Origin of the sequence: Rhizobium sp. TRM96647 (assembly GCF_025780115.1) — a bacterium.
Taxonomy (GTDB): Bacteria; Pseudomonadota; Alphaproteobacteria; order Rhizobiales; family Rhizobiaceae; genus Mycoplana.
Window position 1 is genome coordinate 64,015 of sequence record NZ_JAOXHF010000006.1, and the last position, 20,334, is coordinate 84,348.

The 20,334-nt window shown below is 63.7% G+C and carries 21 protein-coding genes; 2 read left to right on the forward strand and 19 right to left on the reverse strand.

Translation table 11 applies throughout. The features are described from left to right. Positions 1-20: 20 nt before the first annotated feature. From OCK02_RS12885 to OCK02_RS12900, 4 genes are all read right to left on the reverse strand, one after another. Positions 21-1,673, reverse strand: coding sequence for an alpha-glucosidase (locus OCK02_RS12885; RefSeq protein WP_263813417.1), 1,653 nt, complete (start codon positions 1,671-1,673; stop codon positions 21-23). Between the two features lie 27 nt (positions 1,674-1,700). After that, entirely contained in the window at positions 1,701-2,846 is a 1,146-nt protein-coding gene (locus tag OCK02_RS12890) for a carbohydrate ABC transporter permease (RefSeq protein ID WP_263813418.1), read from the reverse strand. A gap of 1 nt (position 2,847) precedes the next feature. Continuing rightward, positions 2,848-3,858 (reverse strand): carbohydrate ABC transporter permease, encoded by a 1,011-nt coding sequence (locus OCK02_RS12895; protein WP_263813419.1) that lies wholly within the window; start codon positions 3,856-3,858, stop codon positions 2,848-2,850. A gap of 124 nt (positions 3,859-3,982) precedes the next feature. Continuing rightward, positions 3,983-5,323 (reverse strand): ABC transporter substrate-binding protein, encoded by a 1,341-nt coding sequence (locus tag OCK02_RS12900; RefSeq protein WP_412178831.1) that lies wholly within the window; start codon positions 5,321-5,323, stop codon positions 3,983-3,985. A gap of 262 nt (positions 5,324-5,585) precedes the next feature. Here OCK02_RS12900 and OCK02_RS12905 point away from each other — a divergent pair, with 262 nt between their 5' ends. Then, a complete protein-coding gene (locus OCK02_RS12905; RefSeq protein ID WP_263813422.1) occupies positions 5,586-6,701 on the forward strand; it encodes a LacI family DNA-binding transcriptional regulator in 1,116 nt (371 codons plus the stop codon). Between the two features lie 38 nt (positions 6,702-6,739). On the opposite strand, the gene folD is transcribed toward OCK02_RS12905, so the two are convergent. After that, the gene (gene folD / locus OCK02_RS12910) at positions 6,740-7,639 is read right to left on the reverse strand and encodes a bifunctional methylenetetrahydrofolate dehydrogenase/methenyltetrahydrofolate cyclohydrolase FolD (protein WP_263813423.1); all 900 of its coding nucleotides are present in this window, start codon (positions 7,637-7,639) and stop codon (positions 6,740-6,742) included. 408 nt (positions 7,640-8,047) lie between these two features. Here folD and OCK02_RS12915 point away from each other — a divergent pair, with 408 nt between their 5' ends. Then, a complete protein-coding gene (locus OCK02_RS12915; protein WP_263813424.1) occupies positions 8,048-8,830 on the forward strand; it encodes a WecB/TagA/CpsF family glycosyltransferase in 783 nt (260 codons plus the stop codon). A gap of 114 nt (positions 8,831-8,944) precedes the next feature. Here OCK02_RS12915 and OCK02_RS12920 read toward each other — a convergent pair whose 3' ends face one another. The 14 genes from OCK02_RS12920 to rem all read right to left on the reverse strand — a co-directional run bounded on the left by OCK02_RS12920 (position 8,945) and on the right by rem (position 20,243). Then, a complete protein-coding gene (locus OCK02_RS12920; RefSeq protein WP_263813426.1) occupies positions 8,945-9,472 on the reverse strand; it encodes a hypothetical protein in 528 nt (175 codons plus the stop codon). Beyond that, positions 9,469-9,837 carry a hypothetical protein gene (locus OCK02_RS12925; RefSeq protein ID WP_230807212.1) on the reverse strand — a complete coding sequence of 123 codons (369 nt, stop codon included), beginning with the start codon at positions 9,835-9,837 and terminating at the stop codon, positions 9,469-9,471. The genes OCK02_RS12920 and OCK02_RS12925 overlap by 4 nt, the downstream gene beginning before the upstream one ends. A gap of 15 nt (positions 9,838-9,852) precedes the next feature. Further along, on the reverse strand, positions 9,853-10,431 hold the full coding sequence (locus OCK02_RS12930) for a rod-binding protein (protein WP_230807213.1): 579 nt from the start codon (positions 10,429-10,431) through the stop codon (positions 9,853-9,855). Between the two features lie 312 nt (positions 10,432-10,743). Beyond that, positions 10,744-11,142, reverse strand: coding sequence for a hypothetical protein (locus OCK02_RS12935; RefSeq protein WP_230807214.1), 399 nt, complete (start codon positions 11,140-11,142; stop codon positions 10,744-10,746). A 9-nt stretch (positions 11,143-11,151) separates the two neighbouring features. Then, positions 11,152-11,901, reverse strand: coding sequence for a flagellar biosynthetic protein FliR (gene fliR / locus OCK02_RS12940; RefSeq protein WP_230807215.1), 750 nt, complete (start codon positions 11,899-11,901; stop codon positions 11,152-11,154). Continuing rightward, entirely contained in the window at positions 11,898-13,985 is a 2,088-nt protein-coding gene (gene flhA, locus OCK02_RS12945; protein ID WP_263813427.1) for a flagellar biosynthesis protein FlhA, read from the reverse strand. The genes fliR and flhA overlap by 4 nt, the downstream gene beginning before the upstream one ends. Before the next feature lie 189 nt (positions 13,986-14,174). Continuing rightward, on the reverse strand, positions 14,175-14,441 hold the full coding sequence (gene fliQ, locus OCK02_RS12950; RefSeq protein WP_263813428.1) for a flagellar biosynthesis protein FliQ: 267 nt from the start codon (positions 14,439-14,441) through the stop codon (positions 14,175-14,177). Then, positions 14,434-14,856: a flagellar hook assembly protein FlgD gene (gene flgD / locus OCK02_RS12955; protein WP_230807217.1), complete on the reverse strand. Its 423-nt coding sequence runs from the start codon at positions 14,854-14,856 to the stop codon at positions 14,434-14,436. Before flgD ends, fliQ begins: the two co-directional genes overlap by 8 nt. Then, on the reverse strand, positions 14,850-15,296 hold the full coding sequence (gene flbT, locus OCK02_RS12960) for a flagellar biosynthesis repressor FlbT (protein WP_230807218.1): 447 nt from the start codon (positions 15,294-15,296) through the stop codon (positions 14,850-14,852). Before flbT ends, flgD begins: the two co-directional genes overlap by 7 nt. Further along, a complete protein-coding gene (gene flaF, locus OCK02_RS12965) occupies positions 15,293-15,640 on the reverse strand; it encodes a flagellar biosynthesis regulator FlaF (RefSeq protein WP_263813429.1) in 348 nt (115 codons plus the stop codon). Before flaF ends, flbT begins: the two co-directional genes overlap by 4 nt. Positions 15,641-15,677: 37 nt before the next feature. Then, the gene (locus tag OCK02_RS12970; RefSeq protein WP_263813430.1) at positions 15,678-16,739 is read right to left on the reverse strand and encodes a flagellar hook-associated family protein; all 1,062 of its coding nucleotides are present in this window, start codon (positions 16,737-16,739) and stop codon (positions 15,678-15,680) included. Between the two features lie 4 nt (positions 16,740-16,743). After that, complete coding sequence (flgK, locus tag OCK02_RS12975) at positions 16,744-18,177, reverse strand: flagellar hook-associated protein FlgK (protein WP_263813431.1); 1,434 nt, start codon at positions 18,175-18,177, stop codon at positions 16,744-16,746. A gap of 39 nt (positions 18,178-18,216) precedes the next feature. Continuing rightward, entirely contained in the window at positions 18,217-19,443 is a 1,227-nt protein-coding gene (locus OCK02_RS12980) for a flagellar hook protein FlgE (protein ID WP_230807222.1), read from the reverse strand. A 128-nt stretch (positions 19,444-19,571) separates the two neighbouring features. After that, the gene (gene rem, locus OCK02_RS12985; RefSeq protein ID WP_230807223.1) at positions 19,572-20,243 is read right to left on the reverse strand and encodes a transcriptional activator Rem; all 672 of its coding nucleotides are present in this window, start codon (positions 20,241-20,243) and stop codon (positions 19,572-19,574) included. Between the last annotated feature and the right edge of the window lie 91 nt (positions 20,244-20,334).

The following is a 20,334-nucleotide window of genomic DNA, read 5'->3' on the forward strand; positions in this document are numbered from 1 at the left end:
GCCTCCCCTTTTCCTGCTCGTCACGCGTAGCGGGCGAAGAATGCGCCCCATGCCGGTGGCGCGATCGTCTTTTCGTCCAGCCTGCCGTCAAATCCGTGCCCTGCCAGAGCCTCGATCGCCGCAGCCGGACGCTCGACCTCGCAAGCCTCGCCGCCCATGTTGAACAGGCAGAGGATGCGCTCGTTGCCGTGGCTGCGGACGAAGGACAGCACCCCGTCGCTCGCCGGGCCGAACGCGATCTCGCCCTTCACCAGTGCGGGATGCTGGCGGCGGAAGGCGATGAAACCGCGATAGTGGTTGAGGACCGACCCCGGGTCATCCTCCTGGGCCGAGACGGCGGCACCGAGATGGATGGCCGGCACGGGTAGCCAGGGCCGCGCCGGGCTGAAGCCGCCGTTGATCGCCGAGGAATCCCATGGCATCGGCGTGCGGCAGCCGTCGCGCCCCTTGAAGTCCGGCCAGAACTGGATCCCGTAGGGGTCCTGCAGGTCCTCATAGGCGAGCTCGGCCTCGGGCAGCGCCAGTTCCTCGCCCTGATAGATGCAGACGGAGCCGCGCAGCGACATCAGGAGCGATGCCAGCAACTTGGCATGGGCAGCGTGATCGGCAACGCCGGCGCCCCAGCGGCTGACATGGCGCATGACGTCGTGGTTGGAAAACGCCCAGCAGACCCAGCCGTCCGGGGCCGCCTTGTCGAGCGCATGCTGAACCTCGGCGACCGACCCCGGCGTCAGGACGTCCGGCGCCAGGAACTCGAAGGCGTAGCACATCTGCATCTTGTCGCCGCCGGAGGTGTACTGACCGGCGATCTCCAGCCCGCGCTGGCTGTCGCCCACCTCGCCGACGGCGGCGATCGCCGGGAACTCGTCCATCACCGCGCGGAAGCGCTTGAGGAACGCCAGGTTCTCCGGCCGGTTCTTGTCGTAGAGATGTTCCTGGTAGTTGTAGGGGTTCACGGCGGGTGCGGTCTGCGCGTTGCGGCGCTCCGGCGCAAGCGGCGGGTTGTCGCGCAGTTGCTTGTCGTGGAAGTAGAAATTGATCGTATCCAGCCGGAAGCCGTCGACGCCGCGGGTCAGCCAGAAGCGGGCGACCGACAGGAGCGCATCCTGAACTTCCGGATTGTGCAGGTTCAGGTCCGGCTGCGAGGTCAGGAAATTGTGCATGTAGTATTGCAGCCGGGTCGGGTCCCACTGCCAGGCCGAGCCGCCGAAGATCGACAGCCAGTTGTTGGGCGGGGTGCCGTCCGGCCTGGAATCGGCCCAGACATACCAGTCCGCCCTGGGGTTCGTCCGGCTGGAACGGCTCTCGACGAACCAGGGATGCCTGTCGGAAGTGTGCGACAATACCAGGTCGATCATCACCCGGATGCCGAGCCGATGCGCCTCGGCGACCACCGCGTCGAAATCCTCCAGCGTCCCGAAGATCGGGTCGACATCCTCGTAGTTGGAGACGTCGTAGCCGAAGTCGCGCATCGGCGACGTGAAGAAGGGGGAGATCCAGATGGCATCCACACCCAGCGAGGCGACATGCGGCAGGCGCCGGGCGATGCCCTTCATGTCGCCGATGCCGTCGCCGTTGGTGTCCTGATAGGAGCGCGGGTAGATCTGGTAGATCACCGCCCCGCGCCACCAGTCCTTGTCAACCGCCGGCAGGGGTGCATTCGTCGTCGTCATTTCCGGTCCTGTCTCTTTGCGCTGTCTTCAGCCGCCCTTGACCGATCCCGCCAGCAGGCCGCGCACGAGATAGCGCTGCAGGGCGAAGAAGACGATCAAGGGGACGATGATGGTGATGAAGGCCGAAGCCGTGAGGATCTCCCAGTTGCCGCCGCGCGATCCGAGCAGGTTCACAAGGCGTCCGGTCAGCACCAGTTCGTCGTTGCCGGTGCCGAGGAACACGATCGCGACCAAGAGGTCGTTCCAGGTCCAGAGGAACTGGAAGATCGCAAAGGAGGCGAGTGCTGGAAACGACAGCGGCAGGATGATCTTGACGAAGATGTCGAAGTCGCTGGCGCCGTCGACGCGCGCGGATTCCATGATCTCCTTGGGCAGGCCGGCCATGTAGTTGCGCAGCAGATAGATCGCCAGCGGCAGGCCGAAGCCCATATGCGCCAGCCAGATGCCGACATAGGTCTTGGCGGGAACGCCGAAGAAGGCGCCGACGCCGTTGTAGAGCTTCAGGAGCGGGATCAGCGACATCTGCAGCGGCACGACGAGCAGGCCGACGACGACGGCGATCAGGATCGCCCGACCGGGAAATTTCATCCAGGCCAGCGCATAGGCGCAGAAGGCGGCAACCAGGATCGGGATGATGGTGGCGGGAATGGCGACCGTCAGCGAATTGATGAAGGACTGGCCGATGCCCTCGGCGCTGAGGACCTCGCGATAGTTGTCCAGCGTGAAGCGGGGCGGCACGGCGGCGGTAAAGAAGATGCGCTGGCCGCGCGAGCCTTCCATGCGGGTATCGGAGACGATCTCGAAGCTGCCGTCCGCCTGCACCGTCAGCTTCTCGCCATCGTTCAGCTCCGCGGTTTGCCCCGGCTGGAAGGCGGCCGGATCGCGGCTGTTGAAGCCGAAGGCGGAAACCTCGCCCTTCTGGCCTTCGAGAAGATTGCCGGAGAGCACGAACCTGCCGGCCCGCTCGGTCTGCGTTTCCGGCGACGGGGCGCGGAAGACGACGTTCTGCGTCGAGGTCGACAGCGCCGTCCACCAGCCGGAGACGGCAAGCTGGTCCTTGTCGCGCAGGGAGGAAATCAGAAGGCCCGCCGTCGGCAGCGTCCACAGGGCGACGAGCAGGAGCACGGAGAGGTGGACGACGAAGGTCAGGGGCGAACGGGTGGCGCCGGGCATCTCAGTGACCTCCGGTTTCGCGCGTGGCGTTGCGGATGTTCCAGATCATGATCGGTATGACCAGGACCATGATGACGACGGCCATCGCCGCGCCCCGGCCGAAATCGCCGCCGCCGCGGAACATCCAGTCGAACATGAGGTTGGCCAGCACCTGCGTCTGCCATTGGCCGTTGGTCATCGCGAGCACGATGTCGAAGACCTTGAGGACAAGGATGGTGATCGTGGTCCAGACGACGGCGATCGTGCCCCAGATCTGCGGTATCATGATCTTGAAGAAGATCTGCAGCCCGTTGGCGCCGTCGATGACGGCCGCCTCCAGCGTCTCCTCCGGGATGCCCCTGAGCGCCGCCGACAGGATCACCATGGCAAAGCCGGTCTGGATCCAGATCAGGATCACCATCAGGAAGAAGTTGTTCCAGAACGGCAGGGTGATCCAGGCCTCCGGCGCGCCGCCGAACCAGATGACGATTGCGTTCAGGATGCCGATCTGCTCGCTGCCCTCGGCGCGATAGTCATAGACGAACTTCCAGATCACCGCGGCACCGACGAAGGAGATTGCCATCGGCATGAAGATCAGCGTCTTGGCGATGTTGCCCCACCAGATGCGATCGGTGAGTGCCGCGATGACCAGGCCGAAGAAGGTCGAGAGCGCCGGGACGACCAGCAACCAGAGGAAATTGTTGAAGATCGACTGGCGGAATTCGCCGTCGCCGAGCATCCAGACGAAATTGCCCGGTCCGACGAAAGTCTGCCCCGTCCGGTCGTGCAGGCTCAGCCGGACGGATTCAAACACCGGATAGACGAGGTAGACCGCAAGCGCCACAAGCGCCGGCAGCATGAACAGCCAGGGGCGGATGGCGTTGGTGGTCCTCAGGTTCCGTGACGCCTTCGCGCCCGACAGGCCCTTGGACGGGAAGACCCGATCCAGAAGCCAGTTGGTGGCGAAGAAGTAGAAGGCGCAGGCGAGCACGCCCGCGATCATCGTTCCTATGGCAAACACAAGTTGCTGCATGATCCCCTCCTTCCGGACACCGGGCGCGTCGCGGCCGATCCTTCGGCCAGGCGGCAGCACCGGCACCATGCCGATGCCGTCCCATCGGACGCCGGACCCTCTGCCCGGCGCCGGCGGGCGGCCGCTACTTGATCGCGTCCCAGGCCTTCTGGATGCCGGCTGCGACATCGGCCGAAGACTTGCCGCCGACATAGTCGACCATGCCGGTCCAGAAGGCGCCGGCACCGATCTTGCCGGGCATCAGGTCGGAGCCGTCGAAGCGGAAGGTGGTGGAATTCAGCAGGATCTCGCCCTGCTTCTTCATCGGCGCATTGGCATAGGCATCCTGGTTGGCGCTCTTGAACGGCGTCAGGAAGCTTGACTGCGCCATCCACAGCTCATGGGCGATCGGGGTCTTGAGGAAATCCAGGAAGGCACGCGCCGCCGGGGTGTCCTTGGTGATCATCGCCAGCGTGCCGGCGCCGAGAACGGGATTGCCGAGCTCCGGCTTCGAGGCATAGGGCGGCATGTAGAAGAAGTCCGCATCCTCGCCCACGACCGTGCCCTCCGGGAAGAACGAGGGGATGAAGGAGGCCTGATGGTGAAGGTAGCACTTCGGCGGCGAGGCGAAGAGGCCCTTCGGGCTGTCGCGGAAGTCGGTCGAGGCCACCGCCGCGGGCCCGCCGGCTGCGAACTTGTCGGTCTTGGCGAACCAGCCGAACTCGTCGATGGCGCCGGTGACGGCAGGATCGTCGAAGGCAATCGCGTTGGTAACCCACTTGTCATAGGTCTCCGGCGTCTGGGTGCGCAGCATCAGGTCCTCGACCCAGTCGGTCGCCGGCCAGCCGGTGGCGCCGCCCGAGCCGAGCCCGATGCACCAGGGCGTCTCGCCGTCGGCGACGATCTGCTCCGTCAGCGCCTTCAGCTCCTCCATGGTCTTCGGAACCTCGTAGCCGGCATCCTCGAAGTTCTCCGGCACGTACCAGACCAGCGATTTCACGTCGATCTTGTAGGGGAAGCCGAAAAGCTGCGCGTTGCCGTCCTTGTCCTTGTAGGTCGAGAGGTCGACCCAGGATTGGCCGGCGGCATAGTTGTCGAGCAGCCACTCTTTCGTCTCGTCGCCGAGCGGCGTCAGGTAGCCCTTGGAGGCGAGGTCGGCGATGAGGCCGGGCTGCGGCAGGATCGCGACATCCGGCGGACTGCCGGCCTGCGTGTCGATGACGATCTGCTGTTCGTAATTCTCCGACGACGAGTACTTGATCTCGACGCCCGTCGCTTCCTCGAAATAGGCGAAGACGCTCCTGAACAGCACCTCGTCCTCGCCGCGCCAGGGGCCGAAGATCGTCAGCGTCTGGCCCTTCAGGTCATGGCCGTTCCTGAACTCCTCGAAGCTCGCCCAGTTGAACTTGCCGTCCTCGCCGGGCGCGAACTTCAGTTCGGCCGCACCCGCAGTACCCACAAGCAGCGACGCCAAAGCTGCCGTCATCAAGAAACGCTTCTTCACGTGATTTCCTCCCACGATGTGCCCGCATCGGAACGCCGGCTTCTCCAAATTCGCCCCGAGAATTCGCTCTGACTTCCCTCAATTCTCTCAAAGCGCTTTGGAAGAAAGAATTCCCTATCGTCGCCACCGCGTCAAGCCTCTTCCAGTGGCGCCCACATCGAGGCCTGCGCTTCCTGCGTCGCAGCAAGGGTTTTGCAACGCAAACAAGCGATTTCGCTTTCAAAGGCGAAATCGCTGATGCTACATGAGGGTGGCGCTTGAGCGGGAGGATTTCAAAGCGCTTCGAATCGCGAAGGCAAGCAACGTGAACCTCAAACAGCTGTCGCAGCTCCTCGGTCTTTCGCAGACGACGGTTAGCAGGGCCCTCAACGGGTATCCGGAGGTCAATGCCGAGACGCGCGAGCGCGTTCTCGACGCGGTGCGCAGGACGGGTTACCGGCCGAACCGCGCGGCACAGAGGCTTGCCACCGGGCGCGCAGGCTCGATCGGCCTGGTGATGCCGACGGCACATGGATACCCCTCCGACGTGCATTTCGGCGAGTTTCTGGCGGGGCTTGGCGACGAGGCGGTCCGCCACGACTTTCACTTCGTCATCAATCCGAGCCATCCCGATGACGAGGAGGCGACCTGCAAGCGGCTGGTCGCCAGCGGCAATATCGACGCGCTCTTCATCGCCTACATGCGCGAGAAGGATCCTCGCGTCGCGCTGCTGAAATCGCTGTCGATCCCCTTCATCGTGCACGGACGCTCGATCGGGATCCCGACCGACTATCCTTATCTCGACATCGACAACACCGCCGCGTTCCACGATGCGACGAAACTGCTGGTGCAGCTCGGGCACCGGCGGATCGCGCTTTTGAACGGGCCGGCCCATTTCGCCTTCGCGATCCGCAGGAAGAAGGGCCTGGAGGCGGCGCTCGCAGAGAGCGGGCTGAGGCTCGACGAGGCCTGCGTGCAGCACTCGCCGATGACGGACGAACACGGTTTTTCCGGCATGAAGCGGTTTCTCGACCTGCCTGAACGGCCGACCGCGATCCTCTGCTCCAGCACGGTGCTGGCGCTCGGGGCCGTGCGGGCGCTGAACCAGGCCGGGCTGAAGCTCGGCTCGGACGTGTCGCTGATCGCCCACGACGACGTGCTGCCGATGCTGAAGCCGGAGAATTTCAGCGTGCCGCTGACGACGACGCGTTCGTCGCTGCGCAGTGCCGGTTCGCGGATCGCCAAGCGGCTGATCGCCCGCATTCTCAACCTGGAGACCCTGCCTGAGCAGGAACTGTGGACGGCGGAACTGATCGTGCGCGCCTCCACCGGCCCGGCGCCGCAGCCGGCCGGCCGGGCAAAGGGACGCTCGGCGGGGTAAGACAGGGGCAGCCCCGGCTCTTTAGCCGGATCTGTCTCTCAGAAGCGCGGCGGCTTGAGACCGGCCCGGCGATAGGCGGCGATCACGGTGTTGGCCATGAGCATGGCAATCGTCATCGGCCCGACGCCGCCGGGAACCGGCGTGATCGCGCCCGCCACCTCGGCGCATTCGTCGAAGGCGACGTCGCCGACGAGGCGCGACTTGCCCTCACCCTTCTCCGGGGCGGGCACGCGGTTGATGCCGACATCGATCACTGTCGCGCCGGGCTTGACCCAGTCCGCCCTGACCATCTGCGGCCGGCCGACCGCAGCAACGAGGATATCGGCGTTGCGGCAGACCGCTGCGAGATCCCTGGTGCGGGAGTGGGCCGAGGTCACGGTGGCGTTGGCATTGAGGAGCAGCGCGGCCATCGGCTTGCCAAACAGGTTGGAGCGGCCGATGACGACGGCGTTCAGCCCGGAAAGATCGTCGCCGCGGATGCCGCGCACCAGCACCATGGCGCCGGCGGGCGTGCAGGAGATCAGGCCGCCCTCGAGGTCGCCGGTGGCGACCTTTCCGGCATTGACGACGTGCAGGCCGTCCACGTCCTTCTCGGGCAGGATCGATTGGATGATCGGCTCGGACTGCAGGTGCTTCGGCAGCGGCAGTTGCACGAGGATGCCGTGGATCGTGTCGTCGGCATTCAGCTTGCGGACGAGCGCGGCGAGTGCTTCCTGCGTCGTCTCCTCGGGCAGCGTATGCTGGATCGAGGTGAAGCCGCATTCCTTTGCCATGCGGCTCTTGGACGAGACGTAGGCGTGGCTCGCAGGATCGTCGCCGACGATGACGACCGCCAGACCCGTCTTGACGCCTGCGTCCTGCTCCAGTTTCCCGGCCGCAGCCTTGACGGCCTCGATCACGGTGGCGGCAACCTGCTTCCCGTCGATAATGGTGGTCACGTTCTTCTCCTCGCGCGTCACGCGGAATCTAGTGCGGGCCATAGGACCGCAATGGCCTCCCAGCGCCCTATGCTGTCCAAAATCGTACTTTGCAAGCCCCCGGTCGGGCGACGGAGTGGCACAGGGCTTCCGCGTGGAAAGCCACCTTCCCTCGCCCGCGGCCGGAAAAGCAGGAGGACGACCCCGGGTACCGAGCCGGAAACCGGGCATGGTAAAGAAATCCTCAAGTTGATGGATCGGACTTTAGCGGACAACTTAAGCTAAGCTTGAGCGCGAAATGATACACGCTGGCGGAGTATCCAGGAGCTTCGCCGCGATGACCGTTCGCACCGCCTGCAGCCATCCCATTTCCACGGGCCGGACGTCGCCTCGTCCGGCCGGGCGCGGCGCGCGCTGCGGAGGCCGGGGATGAACGTGCAATCGGGAACGACGCTCCGGGCGTCGCAGCGCGACATACTGGGCCTGCCGGTCTGCGACCTCGACTGGGCCGGGGCGTTCGACTTCGTCTCCGGCATCGCCGACATGCCGATCGGCACGACGACGGTCGCCTTCCTCAATGCCAACAACGCCAACCTGATGATGCGCGATGCCGAATACCGCAAGGCGCTGCAGCGGCAGATCGTGCTGCCGGACGGGCACGGCGTGGACATCGCATCGCAGATCTTCCACGGCCAGCCGTTCCCGGCCAACCTCAACGGGACCGACTTCGTCCCGGGCCTGCTGACCTACATGGAAAAGCCGAAGCGGGTGGCCCTGATCGGGGCGCGGAAGGACGTGCTCCTGATCGCGGCGGAGAAATTCCGCGAGCACGCGCCCTGGCACGAGTTCCATGCCATCGCGGACGGCTATTTCAAGGAAAGCGAATCCCAGGCGGTGATGGACAAGATCCGCGACCTGGCGCCCGATATCCTGCTGGTCGCCATGGGAACGCCGATCCAGGAGAAATGGATCGACCAGCACGTCACCCCCGGCCATGCGCGGCTCGTGATCAGCGTCGGCGCGCTCTTCGATTTCGTCGCCGGGCGGGTTCCGCGCGCGCCGTCGCGCATGCGCCGCATGCGTCTGGAATGGCTGTTCCGGTTCGTCCTCGAACCGCGGCGGCTCTGGCACCGCTACATCGTCGGCAATCCGCTGTTTCTGCTGCATGTCGCGCGCTACAAGCTGGCAAGCGTCTTCGGCCGCCGCGGATGAAGACGGCCGGCAAGAGAAAGGGCACCGCGAAGCCCTGAATCGCGGCGCCCTTCGTCGGCCCGTCGACGACGATGCCACCGGCTCGCCGGGGCAAGGCCGGTGCGGGCGTTTGTCTCAGTTGGCGGTCAGGTTCGCGGGCGCATCCGGCGTTTCCCGGGTGCGAACGATGGCGGTCCCGCGCCGCGGCGGCTCCTTGCCCACTTCGAGCTTGGCGATGTAGTCGATCTGCTCGATCAGGATGTCTTCGACGACCGCCTCGCCGAAGCGCTTGTTGAGCCCGTCCTTGACCCTGCCCCGGAAGGCCTCGACGTCGAAGCTGTCGAGCTTCTCGACATCGATCAGCCGCTGCCCGACGAGCAGGGTATAGAGTTCGTCGGTGATCACCTCGCTAAGCGGAACCGGCTGCCTGGCCGCAAGTTCCCTGTTGGCCGTATAGGACAGCCGGGTGAGGAAGTAGCCCTTGACGGCGCCGTCCGAGATCACCGGGATCGTCGCCTGGCTGCCCCTGACGAGATCGAGGGCGGCCGCACGCGCAGCCGCCTCCTCGTCGACCCTCGGAGCTGCCGCCATCTGCATAGAGAAGTAGACGGAACCGAGAGTGAGGACGCAGATCCAGGCACCGACCAGGATGAGCTTGATCACGGCTGGTACCCCAGACGGAACTGCTCTTGCGAATAGGTGCCGTCAGCTTCCTGCTCGCGCATGGCGTCCTTCAGGAGCTCCACCACCGAGCGAACGGCTTCCAGGTGCGCGGAGATGCGCTGGGCATTGACGGCCAGTTTCTCGCGCAGCTTCTTCAGCTGCGGGGCGAAGGCCCTCGGCATCTCCTCGGCCGGCACGTCGCGCGACAGCATGGAAAGCTCGTAGAGGCAACGGCTCTTGTGCGCGTTCGACGTCTGCAGATCGAAGTTCGGATCGGCGCCGATGCCGGCATTCTCGGCGTCGACGATGGTTTCAAGCCGGTTCAGTACGGTACGGATGCGGAGATCGTTCGTTGTCATGTCCATTTATAGTTCCTCCGATCAGGCTGTCTTGTTGTCGTTGTCTTTGTTGCCGTTGTCGCCGGCGCCACTCACCTCGCCGAACGTGTCGCGCTGGAGCTGCTGGACCATGGCCGTCGCCACGCGCTGGTCGTTGGGATCGATCCTGGCGATGTCGCCGGCCACGTTCTTCTTCTCGTGATCCTTCATGAGGCTGGCCGCGATGCCGATACCGCCGCCCTGGGCGATCACGTCGCCGATCTGCTCGGCCATCATCCCGCGCCAGATCTCGCCGGTCGTGCCCTTGCCGTAGACCTCCTCGCTGTCCGAAGGCAGCATCGACTTGACGAAGTTCTGCAGCACCATGGCCTCGAACTTGCGGTAGGTGGCGGGAACCTTGTCGGATGCGGCGGCGCCTGCCGCAGAAGCCGTGGTGGTCAGGGCCGAATCGCGGTTGAGGATGCCGACGGCCGCGCCGAACCCGTTTCCGGCATCGGCGAGACTGGTCGCCTCGAAGCTCGCGCGCTGCGACTTGAGCCTGGTCTGCGCCTCGTGGACCGCCGACGGATCGGCGGCGCGGACGACATCGAGCACGAGATCGCTGGGGGGAGAAATTGCCACAGTCAGTTGCCTCTCGGGTATCACGCAGCCGCGGCCGCCCTCATGACGGAACGCCAGCCTGTTCATCGCGAAGACCCCGCACCGCCGGCTCTGCGGAGCGGTCTGCTCCATCGGGCGCTCGGCTTTCCGGCAGGGGTTCATCCCTCGTCTTGGTTCGGATTATGGGCGCTCAACCTTACGGGAGGCTGATCACTCGGGCGTGATCCCCAAAACAGGACAAGCGCTGTTCTTCCGGGAGAGGATGACAGCGGAAATCCATAAAAATAATCAATATCAAATATATAAAGTATCAGTCCGATTGCGGTCGCCTCTTCAGCCGCCGCGATCCTTTCCATAGGCGACATGCTGGTCGATGAGATCGTAGACCGCGTTGTCCGCGTCCTCGCGGTCTTCCAGGTCCCGTGCGTCGTGCATCTGCTCGGCCAGCCGATCGGCCTTGGTGCGTTCGCGCACGATTCGCATCTCGTGCATCTGCTGAACGCCGGCCAGCATGATGTCCTTCTGCCTGAGCTTGCCGATCTGGGCGGCATAGATGTCGGAGAAACCGCGGTGGACCGGGTTGAGGGAGACGATGGCGGCGGCGACCGCATCCATCGTCTCGGCCACCTCCTGCCGCTGCTGCGTCGCCAGCGCTAGATCCATTTCGGCCATCTGCTCCAGATGCCGCTGGACGGCCACGAGACGCTTCAGCTTGTCGGAACGCTTGACCATCGAAAATCCTCAGCGCCCCTCGAACACCGGAACGAAGCCGTTGGCAAAGATCTCCAGCAGGGACGAGACCCCGAAATAGAGCAGAAACAGGCCGCCCGTGATGATGAAGGGCAGCGAGATGAAATAGATCGGCATCTGCGGCGCCAGCTTGTTGATCAGGCCGACGGCGACGTTGAACAGGAGCCCGTAGATGATGAAGGGGCTGGCGAGCCGCAGCATGATGCTGAAGGTCTGTACCAGCGTGTCGGTGAGCGTGATCAGCGCGCTTTGCGGATTGAACCCGCCCATGGGAATGGCGGTATACGAATCCACCAGCGCGCGAACGACGACATGATGGAAATCCAGCATGAACAGCGCCATGAGGCCGGCGAAGCTGATCAGGTTCGTCAGCTGGTTTTCCGCCGTGTCTTCGAGCACGTCCTGCGAGGGGGGCGCGTTGAAGCCGATCATCATCGTCAGCGCCGTGCCGGCGAACTGCAGGCCGAGCACATAGTAGCGGGTGATCAGCCCGATCACCGCCCCGGTCAGCGTCTCGAACAGGATGAGCTGGATATAGGTGAGCGCTGTGCCTTGCGTCTTCGGATAGATCGTATCCCACAGGATCGGCAGGACGGCGATCGAGATCGCGACGGCGACGAACAGCCTGATCTGCATGGGAAGCCGCGCCGAGGCGAAGCCCGGCAGGAGCATGAAGCAGCCGCCGACACGGCAGAAGGCCGCGAACAGCGCCAGCACCATGCCCTGCGGATCGGTGATCATGAGATCGAGCCGAGGATCTTGATCTCGATGCCCTTCGCAAGCTCGACATGCGACAGGACCGGCAGGGTGGCAAAGAGGCGCTCGATGATCATGCGCACATAAGTACGGGATTCGGGCGAGGTGACCAGCACGAAAGGCGTCCCGCGGTCGAGGAATTCACGGATAACTTTGGTCGCCTGCTCGCTGAACTCTTCCAGTTGCCGCGGATCGATGTCGAATTCGACGACCTCGCCCTTGGCGTCGCGCTTCAGCGCCTGGTGGAAGACCATGTCCCAGCGGTTGCCGAGGCGCAGCACCGGCAGAACGCCGTTTTCGGCAAGGTCGCCGCAGATCTGCTGGGCCATGCGGATGCGCACGTGTTCGACGATCTGCTCGGTCTTGCGGACGTGCGGGGCGAGTTCGGCGACCGCTTCGAGGATGAGGTGCAGGTTGCGGATGGAGACGCGCTCGGCGAGCAAAAGCTTCAGCACCGCCTGCAGACCGGAATAGGACATGTGCGACGAGCAGATCTCGTCGGCGAGCTTGCGGTATTCCGGATCCAGCCGCTCGATCAGGATCTTCACGTCCTTGTAAGAGAGAAGCTGCGGCAGGTTGTTGCGGATGACTTCGGAGAGATGGGTCAGCACCACCGAGACGTTGTCGATCGGGTGGAAGCCCTCGCGGCGGACGTCCTCGGCAAAGGTCTCCAGGATCGATACGGCTGGCATGCCGAAGGCGGGCTCGCGAATCTCGTCGCCCGGCACGCTCGGCTTGCGGCCGCCGCCGGTGACGACGAGGACCTCGCCAACGCGAACGACGTTCGATGCGACGGTCGTGCCGTGGATGCGGATATGGTAGGCCTTGTCGGCAATCGAGATGTCGTCGGAGACCTTGATCTCCGGCACCACGAAGCCGTACTGCGTGGCGAATTTCTTGCGCATCTTGCCGACGCGGAAGGCCAGTTCCTGGTGGGCGCCGAGAAGGCGGGTCGACACCTGCTTGCCGAGCAAAAGTTCGATCTCGGCGGTCTTGAGCGCCGACTTGACCGAATCCTTGTCCGCCTCCTTCGTCTGCTGGGCGTTCTTCGCCTCCTGCTCACGGCGCTGCTTCAGTTCCTGTTCCTGCTGGCGCGGGATCGCCCAGCCGCCGAAGGCCATGATGCCGCCGAGCACCATGAAGGGCAGGAAGGGCAGGCCCGGCATGATGGCGAGAAGCACCATCAGGCCGGAGGCGACCATCAGCGCCCGCGGATAGCCGCTCAGCTGGTTGACGACGGCCTGGTCGGTCGAGCCCGGCGAGCTGCCGCGCGAAACGAGCAGGCCGGCTGCCAGCGACACGATCAAAGCGGGGATCTGCGAGACGACGCCGTCGCCGACGGACAGCTTGACGAAGACGTCGGCCGCCTCGCCGATTTCCATGCCGTGGCGGAAGTAGCCGATGATGATGCCGCCGAAGATGTTGATCGCGGTGATGAGGAGACCGGCGATCGCGTCGCCGCGGACGAATTTCGAGGCACCGTCCATCGAGCCGAAGAACGAGCTCTCGTCCTCCAGTTCGCGCCGGCGGCGCTGGGCCTCCTTCTCGTCGATCAGGCCGGCGGAGAGGTCGGCGTCGATCGACATCTGCTTGCCGGGGATGGCGTCGAGGGTGAAACGGGCGCCCACTTCGGCGATACGCGTCGCACCCTTGGTGATGACGATGAAGTTCACCGTGATCAGGATCAGGAAGACGATCAGGCCGATGACGAAGTCGCCGGACATGACGAGGCTCGAGAACCCGGCGATCACGCTGCCGGCCGCATCGTGCCCCTGATGGCCGTGCGAAAGGATGACGCGGGTCGTGGCGATGTTCAGCGCCAGGCGGATCATCGTGGCGATCAGCAGGATAGTCGGGAAGGACGAGAAATCGAGCGGCTTCTGAATCCAGAGCGACACCATCAGGATGAGCACGGAGAAGGCGATCGAAAACGCCAGTCCCATGTCGATCAGGAACGGTGGAATGGGCAGGAACAGGATCGAGAGGATGGCGACGATGCCCATCGCAAAGGCGATGTCCCGACCGCTCGGAGAAACCTTGGGGATGGAGAGTGAAGGTACCTGTGCCATTTTCGTCCCGTCTCGTCATGAGAGGCGCGGCCCTTTGAGGACCGCAATGCTGCCGGAACGTGTAGCGGGCGAAACTTGCGCGAGGGTGGCAGTCCGGACGAATGAGCGGGCCAGGACCTGAAACACGGCGCGTTTCAGGTCTTTGAACAGGGCATGCCGCCGCCGCGCACCTTGCGCGGCCCATCTGCCTTAGAAGCCGGATTCGATCCGGGAGAAGATGACGTCGCTGAAAATGGAAATCTGCGCCCCGATGAAGGGCGCGGAGATCGCGACCGTGACGAGCACGGCGAGGATCTTCGGAACGAAAGTCAGGGTGACTTCCTGGACCTGGGTCAGCGCCTGGATGAAGGCGATGACGACGCCGACGATCATCGCCGCCATGACCGCCGGACCGGCCGCAACGATGACGGTCCAGATGGCGGCCTGGGCAATGTCGAGGGCGTCTGCCTCATTCATCAGAGGTTTGCTTCACCTTTACGCCGGGTCCGATGACGAGTTTGTCGCCCGAATCAAGCGTTGCAACGATGCCGTCGGTATACAGGGTAACTTCCTTGACCACACCCGAAATCTTGCCGTCTTCGCTGGTCACCGTGCGGCCGATCACGGAATTGGCTTCCTGCAGCGAAGTGCGCTGCAGCAGGCTTTCCAGATTGGTGTTGGTCTTGATCGTCTGCTCGACCTGCGAGAAGGTCGCGAGCTGCGCCATCTGCGCCGACGCATCCATCGGCTCGGTCGGATCCTGGTTCTTCAATTGCTCGACGAAGAGCTTCAGGAAGCTCTCGTAGTTCAGCGTCGCGGTCTTGGAATCGTTCGACGACTGGGTTGCGGACGTATTGGGCGTGTAGCCGGCAGCGGCGACGGGCGTTACCATATGGCGATCTCCTTGCGGATATGTTCGACCGTGGCCGGCGTGATCTCGTGACTGTTGAGGATCTTGTCCTCGATCGGGTAGAGCGCACGGATCGCCTTCAACGCCTCGAAGGCGCGTCCCTGCGTCACCAGCCCGTCGATACGCTTGAGCTCGGCGAGCACTTCCTCGTTGCGGAAGCAGGAGAGCAGCATGATGACGGACTTGCGGAAGATCGCCGTCGACTGCTCGGCGCCATCCGGGTTGATCAGGATCATCTGGGCGATGAAATAAAGCTGACGCAACGGCGTCGTCGCCTGTTCGGGCTGGAGAACGTGGTTCTCGAGCAGGAACGTGACGTCGTTCAGGAATTCGAGCGCGACCTTCCGGTCGACCCGCAGTACCGCGCCGTTCACGAAGATGCGCTCACCCGATTTCAGTGAGATCCGCAAGGTGCTTTTCATTTTATTCCATCCCTGATGATGGTTGTTATGTCGATGATGCCCTGGAAATTGGTCGATTCGCGTTTTCGGATGCGGTCGACTTCCCCCAATATCCAGAGGGCGATTGAAATGAGATTGGCGCGCAGCTCCTTGTCGAGCTGGTTTTCGGGGCTGCCGAGATCCTCGACGAAACGGATCCAGACGCGCCGCGTGAAATAGACGGCTTCGATGGCGTCCCTACCGTAGGAGGTGGCCGCCTGCGCCTTGCGCAGAAGCTCGATGGAACGGTCGAGAACCTGCCGCTCGCGGCTTCTGGCGGTCTCGACGCCATCCTCCATGATCTCGACATATGAGAACTGGTACATTTAGACACCCTTCATGTTTGCCATGCGTCTCTGATCATCAGAGATAGTTGACCAGGCTCATGTTCTGGAGCTGGGCGGTCAACGTGTATGCAAGTTCGAGCTGCGTCTGGAGTGTGGTGATGCGGGTCGCGATCTCGTTTTCGTCGATCATCTCGAGACCGTTGATGCTGGTCGTCAGGATGCTGGACTGCGCGCCCAGCGAAATGTTCGCCTGCTCGACGCGCGCCTCGGAAACGCCGAGCAGCGAGCGTTCGGAATCCACGCCGGTGATTGCCGAGCCAATGTATTCGAGCGACTTGTCGCTGACCAGCTTGCGCGTCTCCGTTCCGATATTGAGATTAAGAAGTTCGTAACCGATGACCGCCCCGAGCGCGAACTTGCGCATGCCGTCGGTGTTCGCGTTGGTCGAGCTCTGTACCACTTCGGAATTGCTGATGCGGCTCGTCATGTTCTGGTCGGAGGCGTTCGACCAGTCGGTCGCCCACGTGCCCGTGGCGCTCGTGTCCATGAACATGGTCTCGAGATCGAGGATGAAGCCTTCCATTTCCGCCGGCGTGATGTCGGCGACCTGGTTGTCGTCCTGGTCGAAGCCGAAATAGGTCTGGAACGCCAGGTCGAAGGTCGCCTTGGCCGGGGAGGCCGGGTCGAGGTAGCTGTTCATCGGCATGACGTCGGTGTCGATGCCGGCAAAGAGATATTCGCCGCTGAAGGAGGTGTTCGAGGCGCTGGTGAAGAGCGCGATGGCGGCGCCGAAGCCTTCCTTCGTGCGGTCGAGCTGGTCCTTCGATTCCGTGCCGGTGAGCGCGACGAGGGTTTCCATGACGGTGTTCGCCGCCTCGGAGACCTGGCCCAGCGCTTCCTGCGAAGCCGCCAGGCGCTGGGTCGTCAGCGAATTGGTGCTCTGCAGCGACTGCAGCCGCTGCAGGTCGCGATGCAGGTTGAGCGTGCGTGCCGTCTTCGCGCCGAGTTCCGCCCCCAGATCGGCGTGGCGGAGCGTGACGATCTCCTTCTGCCGGTCCATAAGCTCAGACTGCGCTTCGGAGATCGTCCGCAGCAGCGTGGTCTGCATGGTGATGTTGGACACGAAGGACGTTTTCATTGCCTTACCCTGCTGCCTGGAGGAGAGCGGTCATCATCTCGTCGACGGTCGCCACGAGCTTGGCCGATGCCTTGTAGGACTGCTCGAGATCGAGGAGCAGCGAGAGCTCCTCGTCGAGGCTGACTGCGGTGACATTCTGAAGCGACGACTGCGTGCGGGAGAGAAGGGCCGCCTTGTCGTCGCTCGCCGTAACAGCGGCGCTGCGCAACTGCTCGACCCAGCCGATGGAATTCGTCGAGAAATTGAGGATGCTGGTATTGGTGTCGATGCCGGTTCCGACATCGAAGGTCATGTCCGTGGCGAACGCTGCGGCATAGCTGTCGAGAAGGGTCGAGTAGCTCGCATTGTTGTCGGTGTTCTGGTTCAGGTTGACACCGTCGCGAAGCAGCATCGGGTTGCCGCCCGCAGCCGTGATCAGGTCCGGATTGACGATGATGCTGGCGGCGAGGCCAGCGGTCAGCGTTGCCGGAACGACGTTCGATTCGACTGGACCGTCCATCCAGGTGAAGAGCCCGGGCAGGTTGTCGTCCTGGAACATCGTGATGACGGCGCGCGCCATCTCGTCGAGCTGGGTCTGGTAGGTGGGCGCGATGTCGTCGCGGAGCTGGAGGAGCGCGGGGATGCTTCCCTGGGCGCTGGTGTTTCCGCCGATGCCCGCTTCCACCGCGACGCCGTCGATGTAGATTTCGTTTCCGACGGTGCCTGCGGTATAGGTCGTCGTCGGCGCGAAGGTGACCTCGCGCGGCAGGGTCTCGAACAGCACGGTGCCGTCGCTCGTGTAGAGCGCCATGTCATTGTTCGCGCGCGTCACCGTGGTAAGGCCGATGATCTCCGAGATCTGGCTCAGCAACTTGTCGCGCTGGTCGAGGGCATCGTTGACGTCGGTGCCGGCCGCCGTCCCGGCCTTGACCTGGTCGTTATAGGTCTTGAAATCCTTGAGCAGGCCGTTGAGTTCGCCGACCGCAAGCGCGATGTCGGCGTCGGCCTCGGCGCGCAACTGCTGGATGTCCGCCGACGAAGAGTTCAACGCGTTTGCCACATCGACAGCATTCGCAACGACCGTCTCGGCAAGCGACTGCTCGCTCGGCCTGTCGGCAAAGGTCTGGAGGTTGTCGCGCAGCGTCGCCAGGTAGTTCGAGACGGAGAGCTCGTAGTCGTCACCGCCGAGCGTGCTCCTGATCCGCGCCAGGCCGGCAAGGGTGGTGTCCTGCGCAACGGACTTGGAGATGCTGAGCAGGTTCTGCTTCTGCAAGGCGTCGTTCTGGGCGCGGGCGGTATGGACGACGGTGGCACCGCTCGCAGCGGATGCCAGAACGGCGGAACGGCGGTTGTATGCGGTGTTGCTCGCATTGGCAATGTTGTTCGACGCGACCGCCGTCTGCAGCGCCGTGTTCGAAAAGCTTGACTGTGCAATCTTGATTGCCGTTGAAAGCGACATCGTATTCAACCTACCGTTCTATTGCAGTTGCCGTTGCCGTCAGCGTACGAGGTTGACGAGAACGTCCATCAGTTCGGAGCCGGTCTGGAAGACCTTCGAGTTGGCCGTGTAGTTGCGCTGGGATTCGATCATGCTGGTCAGTTCCTCGGCGATATCGACGTTGGAATCTTCCAGCGCGCCCGAGAGGATCGTTCCGTAGCCGCTGTTGCCGGCATAGCCCATGACGACGACGCCGGAGTCGGTGCTCTGCGAGTAGACGTTGCCGGCGAGCGGCGACAGCTTGTCCGGGCTCTGGACGTTGGCCATGGCGATGCGGAACTTGGGAATCAGGTCGCCGTTGTCGTACTTCACCGACAGGACGCCGTCGGCGCTGATCTCGTAGCCCGACACTTCGCTGGGGCCGCTGCCGTTGACGTCGCCGTCCGCACCGAACTCCTTTGCAAGCTGGGTCGTACCGGCCAGATTGATATCGAGCGCATTGAGGATCGGCGCACCGGGGCCGACCCCGAAAGTCAGGTCGGTGGTGGAGAGCATGCCGTCGGCGGGCGTGACCAGATTGCCCGAGGAGTCGAATTCCAGGGTCTCGTTCGCGAGTGCCGTAACCGCTCCGGTGTCGGGATCGGTATAGCTCACCGTCAGCGCCCATTCGCCGGCCGTCGCGGTCGTCTCGTAGGTGAAGTCCAGCTTGCGGGTGTTGCCCAGGCTGTCATAGGCGACCAGCGAGGTCGTCTTGCTGTAGGGGTGCGCCTCGTTGGAGGGCAGGTTCACAGCGAGTTCGCCCGCCGTCGAAGGCGTTGCCGTGAGCGCCCCGTCGGAGAGGTTGATCTCGGAGAGACCGTCGTAGCCGTTGATGACGATCGTCGGGTCGGCGGTCGAGGAGTACTCGTAGCCCATCAGCTTGTAGCCGGCGGTGTTGCGCAGCGAGCCGTCGGACATCGGCGTGAAAGCGCCGGCGCGGGTCAGGTATTCGACGCCATCGGTCCCCTGGACGATGAAGAAGCCGTTACCGTTGATGGCAAGGTCGGTCGCCGAGGTCGTGTAGGTGAACGTGCCCTGTGCGGAGATCGAGTAGCGGACGTCGGTGGTGACGCCGCCGGAATTGTAGGCCCCGCCTGTCGTCGGCAGGATCAGCGAGGAAAACTGGGTCGAGGCCTTCTTGTAGCCCGTGGTGTTGGCGTTCGCGATGTTGTCGGCGACCGCGCTCAGACGGTTTGACTGGGCATTCATGCCCGAAACGCCGGTTCTCATGGTTCCGTAGAGGCTCATGCTTTGATTCCTCGCTATTCAAATATGGGACGAGAGTATGAGGTGTGCCTTGCGTGAGGCTGTATGCGGGTGACCTTGCGCCACCGCGGCGCTCTGTGCGCGGGCCGCAGAGGCGGCCCGCGCGGCAATCAGCTCCAGTCGATGCAGTAGCCGAGGAAACGCTTCGAATCGATCGGATCGAAGCCGAGCTTCTTGCGGAGCTTCTTGCGAAGCTTGCTGATGTGGCTTTCGACCACGTTCTCCTCGACGTCCTCGTCGAAGATCCCGTAGATCGCGTTGAAGATCTGCGTCTTCGACAGGCGACGGCCGCGGTTTGCGACCAGGTATTCGAGGATGCGACGTTCGCGCCGCGGCAGGGGGAAGACCGATCCCTCGATTTCGGGATCGCGGCCGTCGGAGAAGACCCGGATCGGCCCGATGTCGGTGAAGTTCGCGAGCGCCTTCAGCCGCCGGCGGATCGCCGCGGCCCGTGCCAGGATCTCGCGCGGATGTACCGGCTTGCGCACGACGTCGTCGACGCCGCTATCGAAGAAGGCGAGCGTCGTTTCCAGCGACGGGGTGTCGCTGACTGCGATCACCGGCGCCTGGGAGCGATCGCGGATCGCCCGCGGCAGCTCCATCGTCTGCTGACCCTGGCCGATCAGGAACGCCTCGACGGCCTCCAGATCGCTGTCCGCGGCCGAGTTGACCCATTCTCCGAATTCCTTCGGATCAAAGCCTGTCGAGGGCACGCCCTCGCGACCAAAGAGTGAGGTATAGCCGTCCTTAACGAGCTCGCGCTCATCAACCACTACGATCATTCGTCCGCCTCCGAATCAGTGTGGTGCTTCGTTAAGAGAGTGGTACGAATCGACGGAATCTGCCGCAATTAGATAAAATCATCTGACTTTT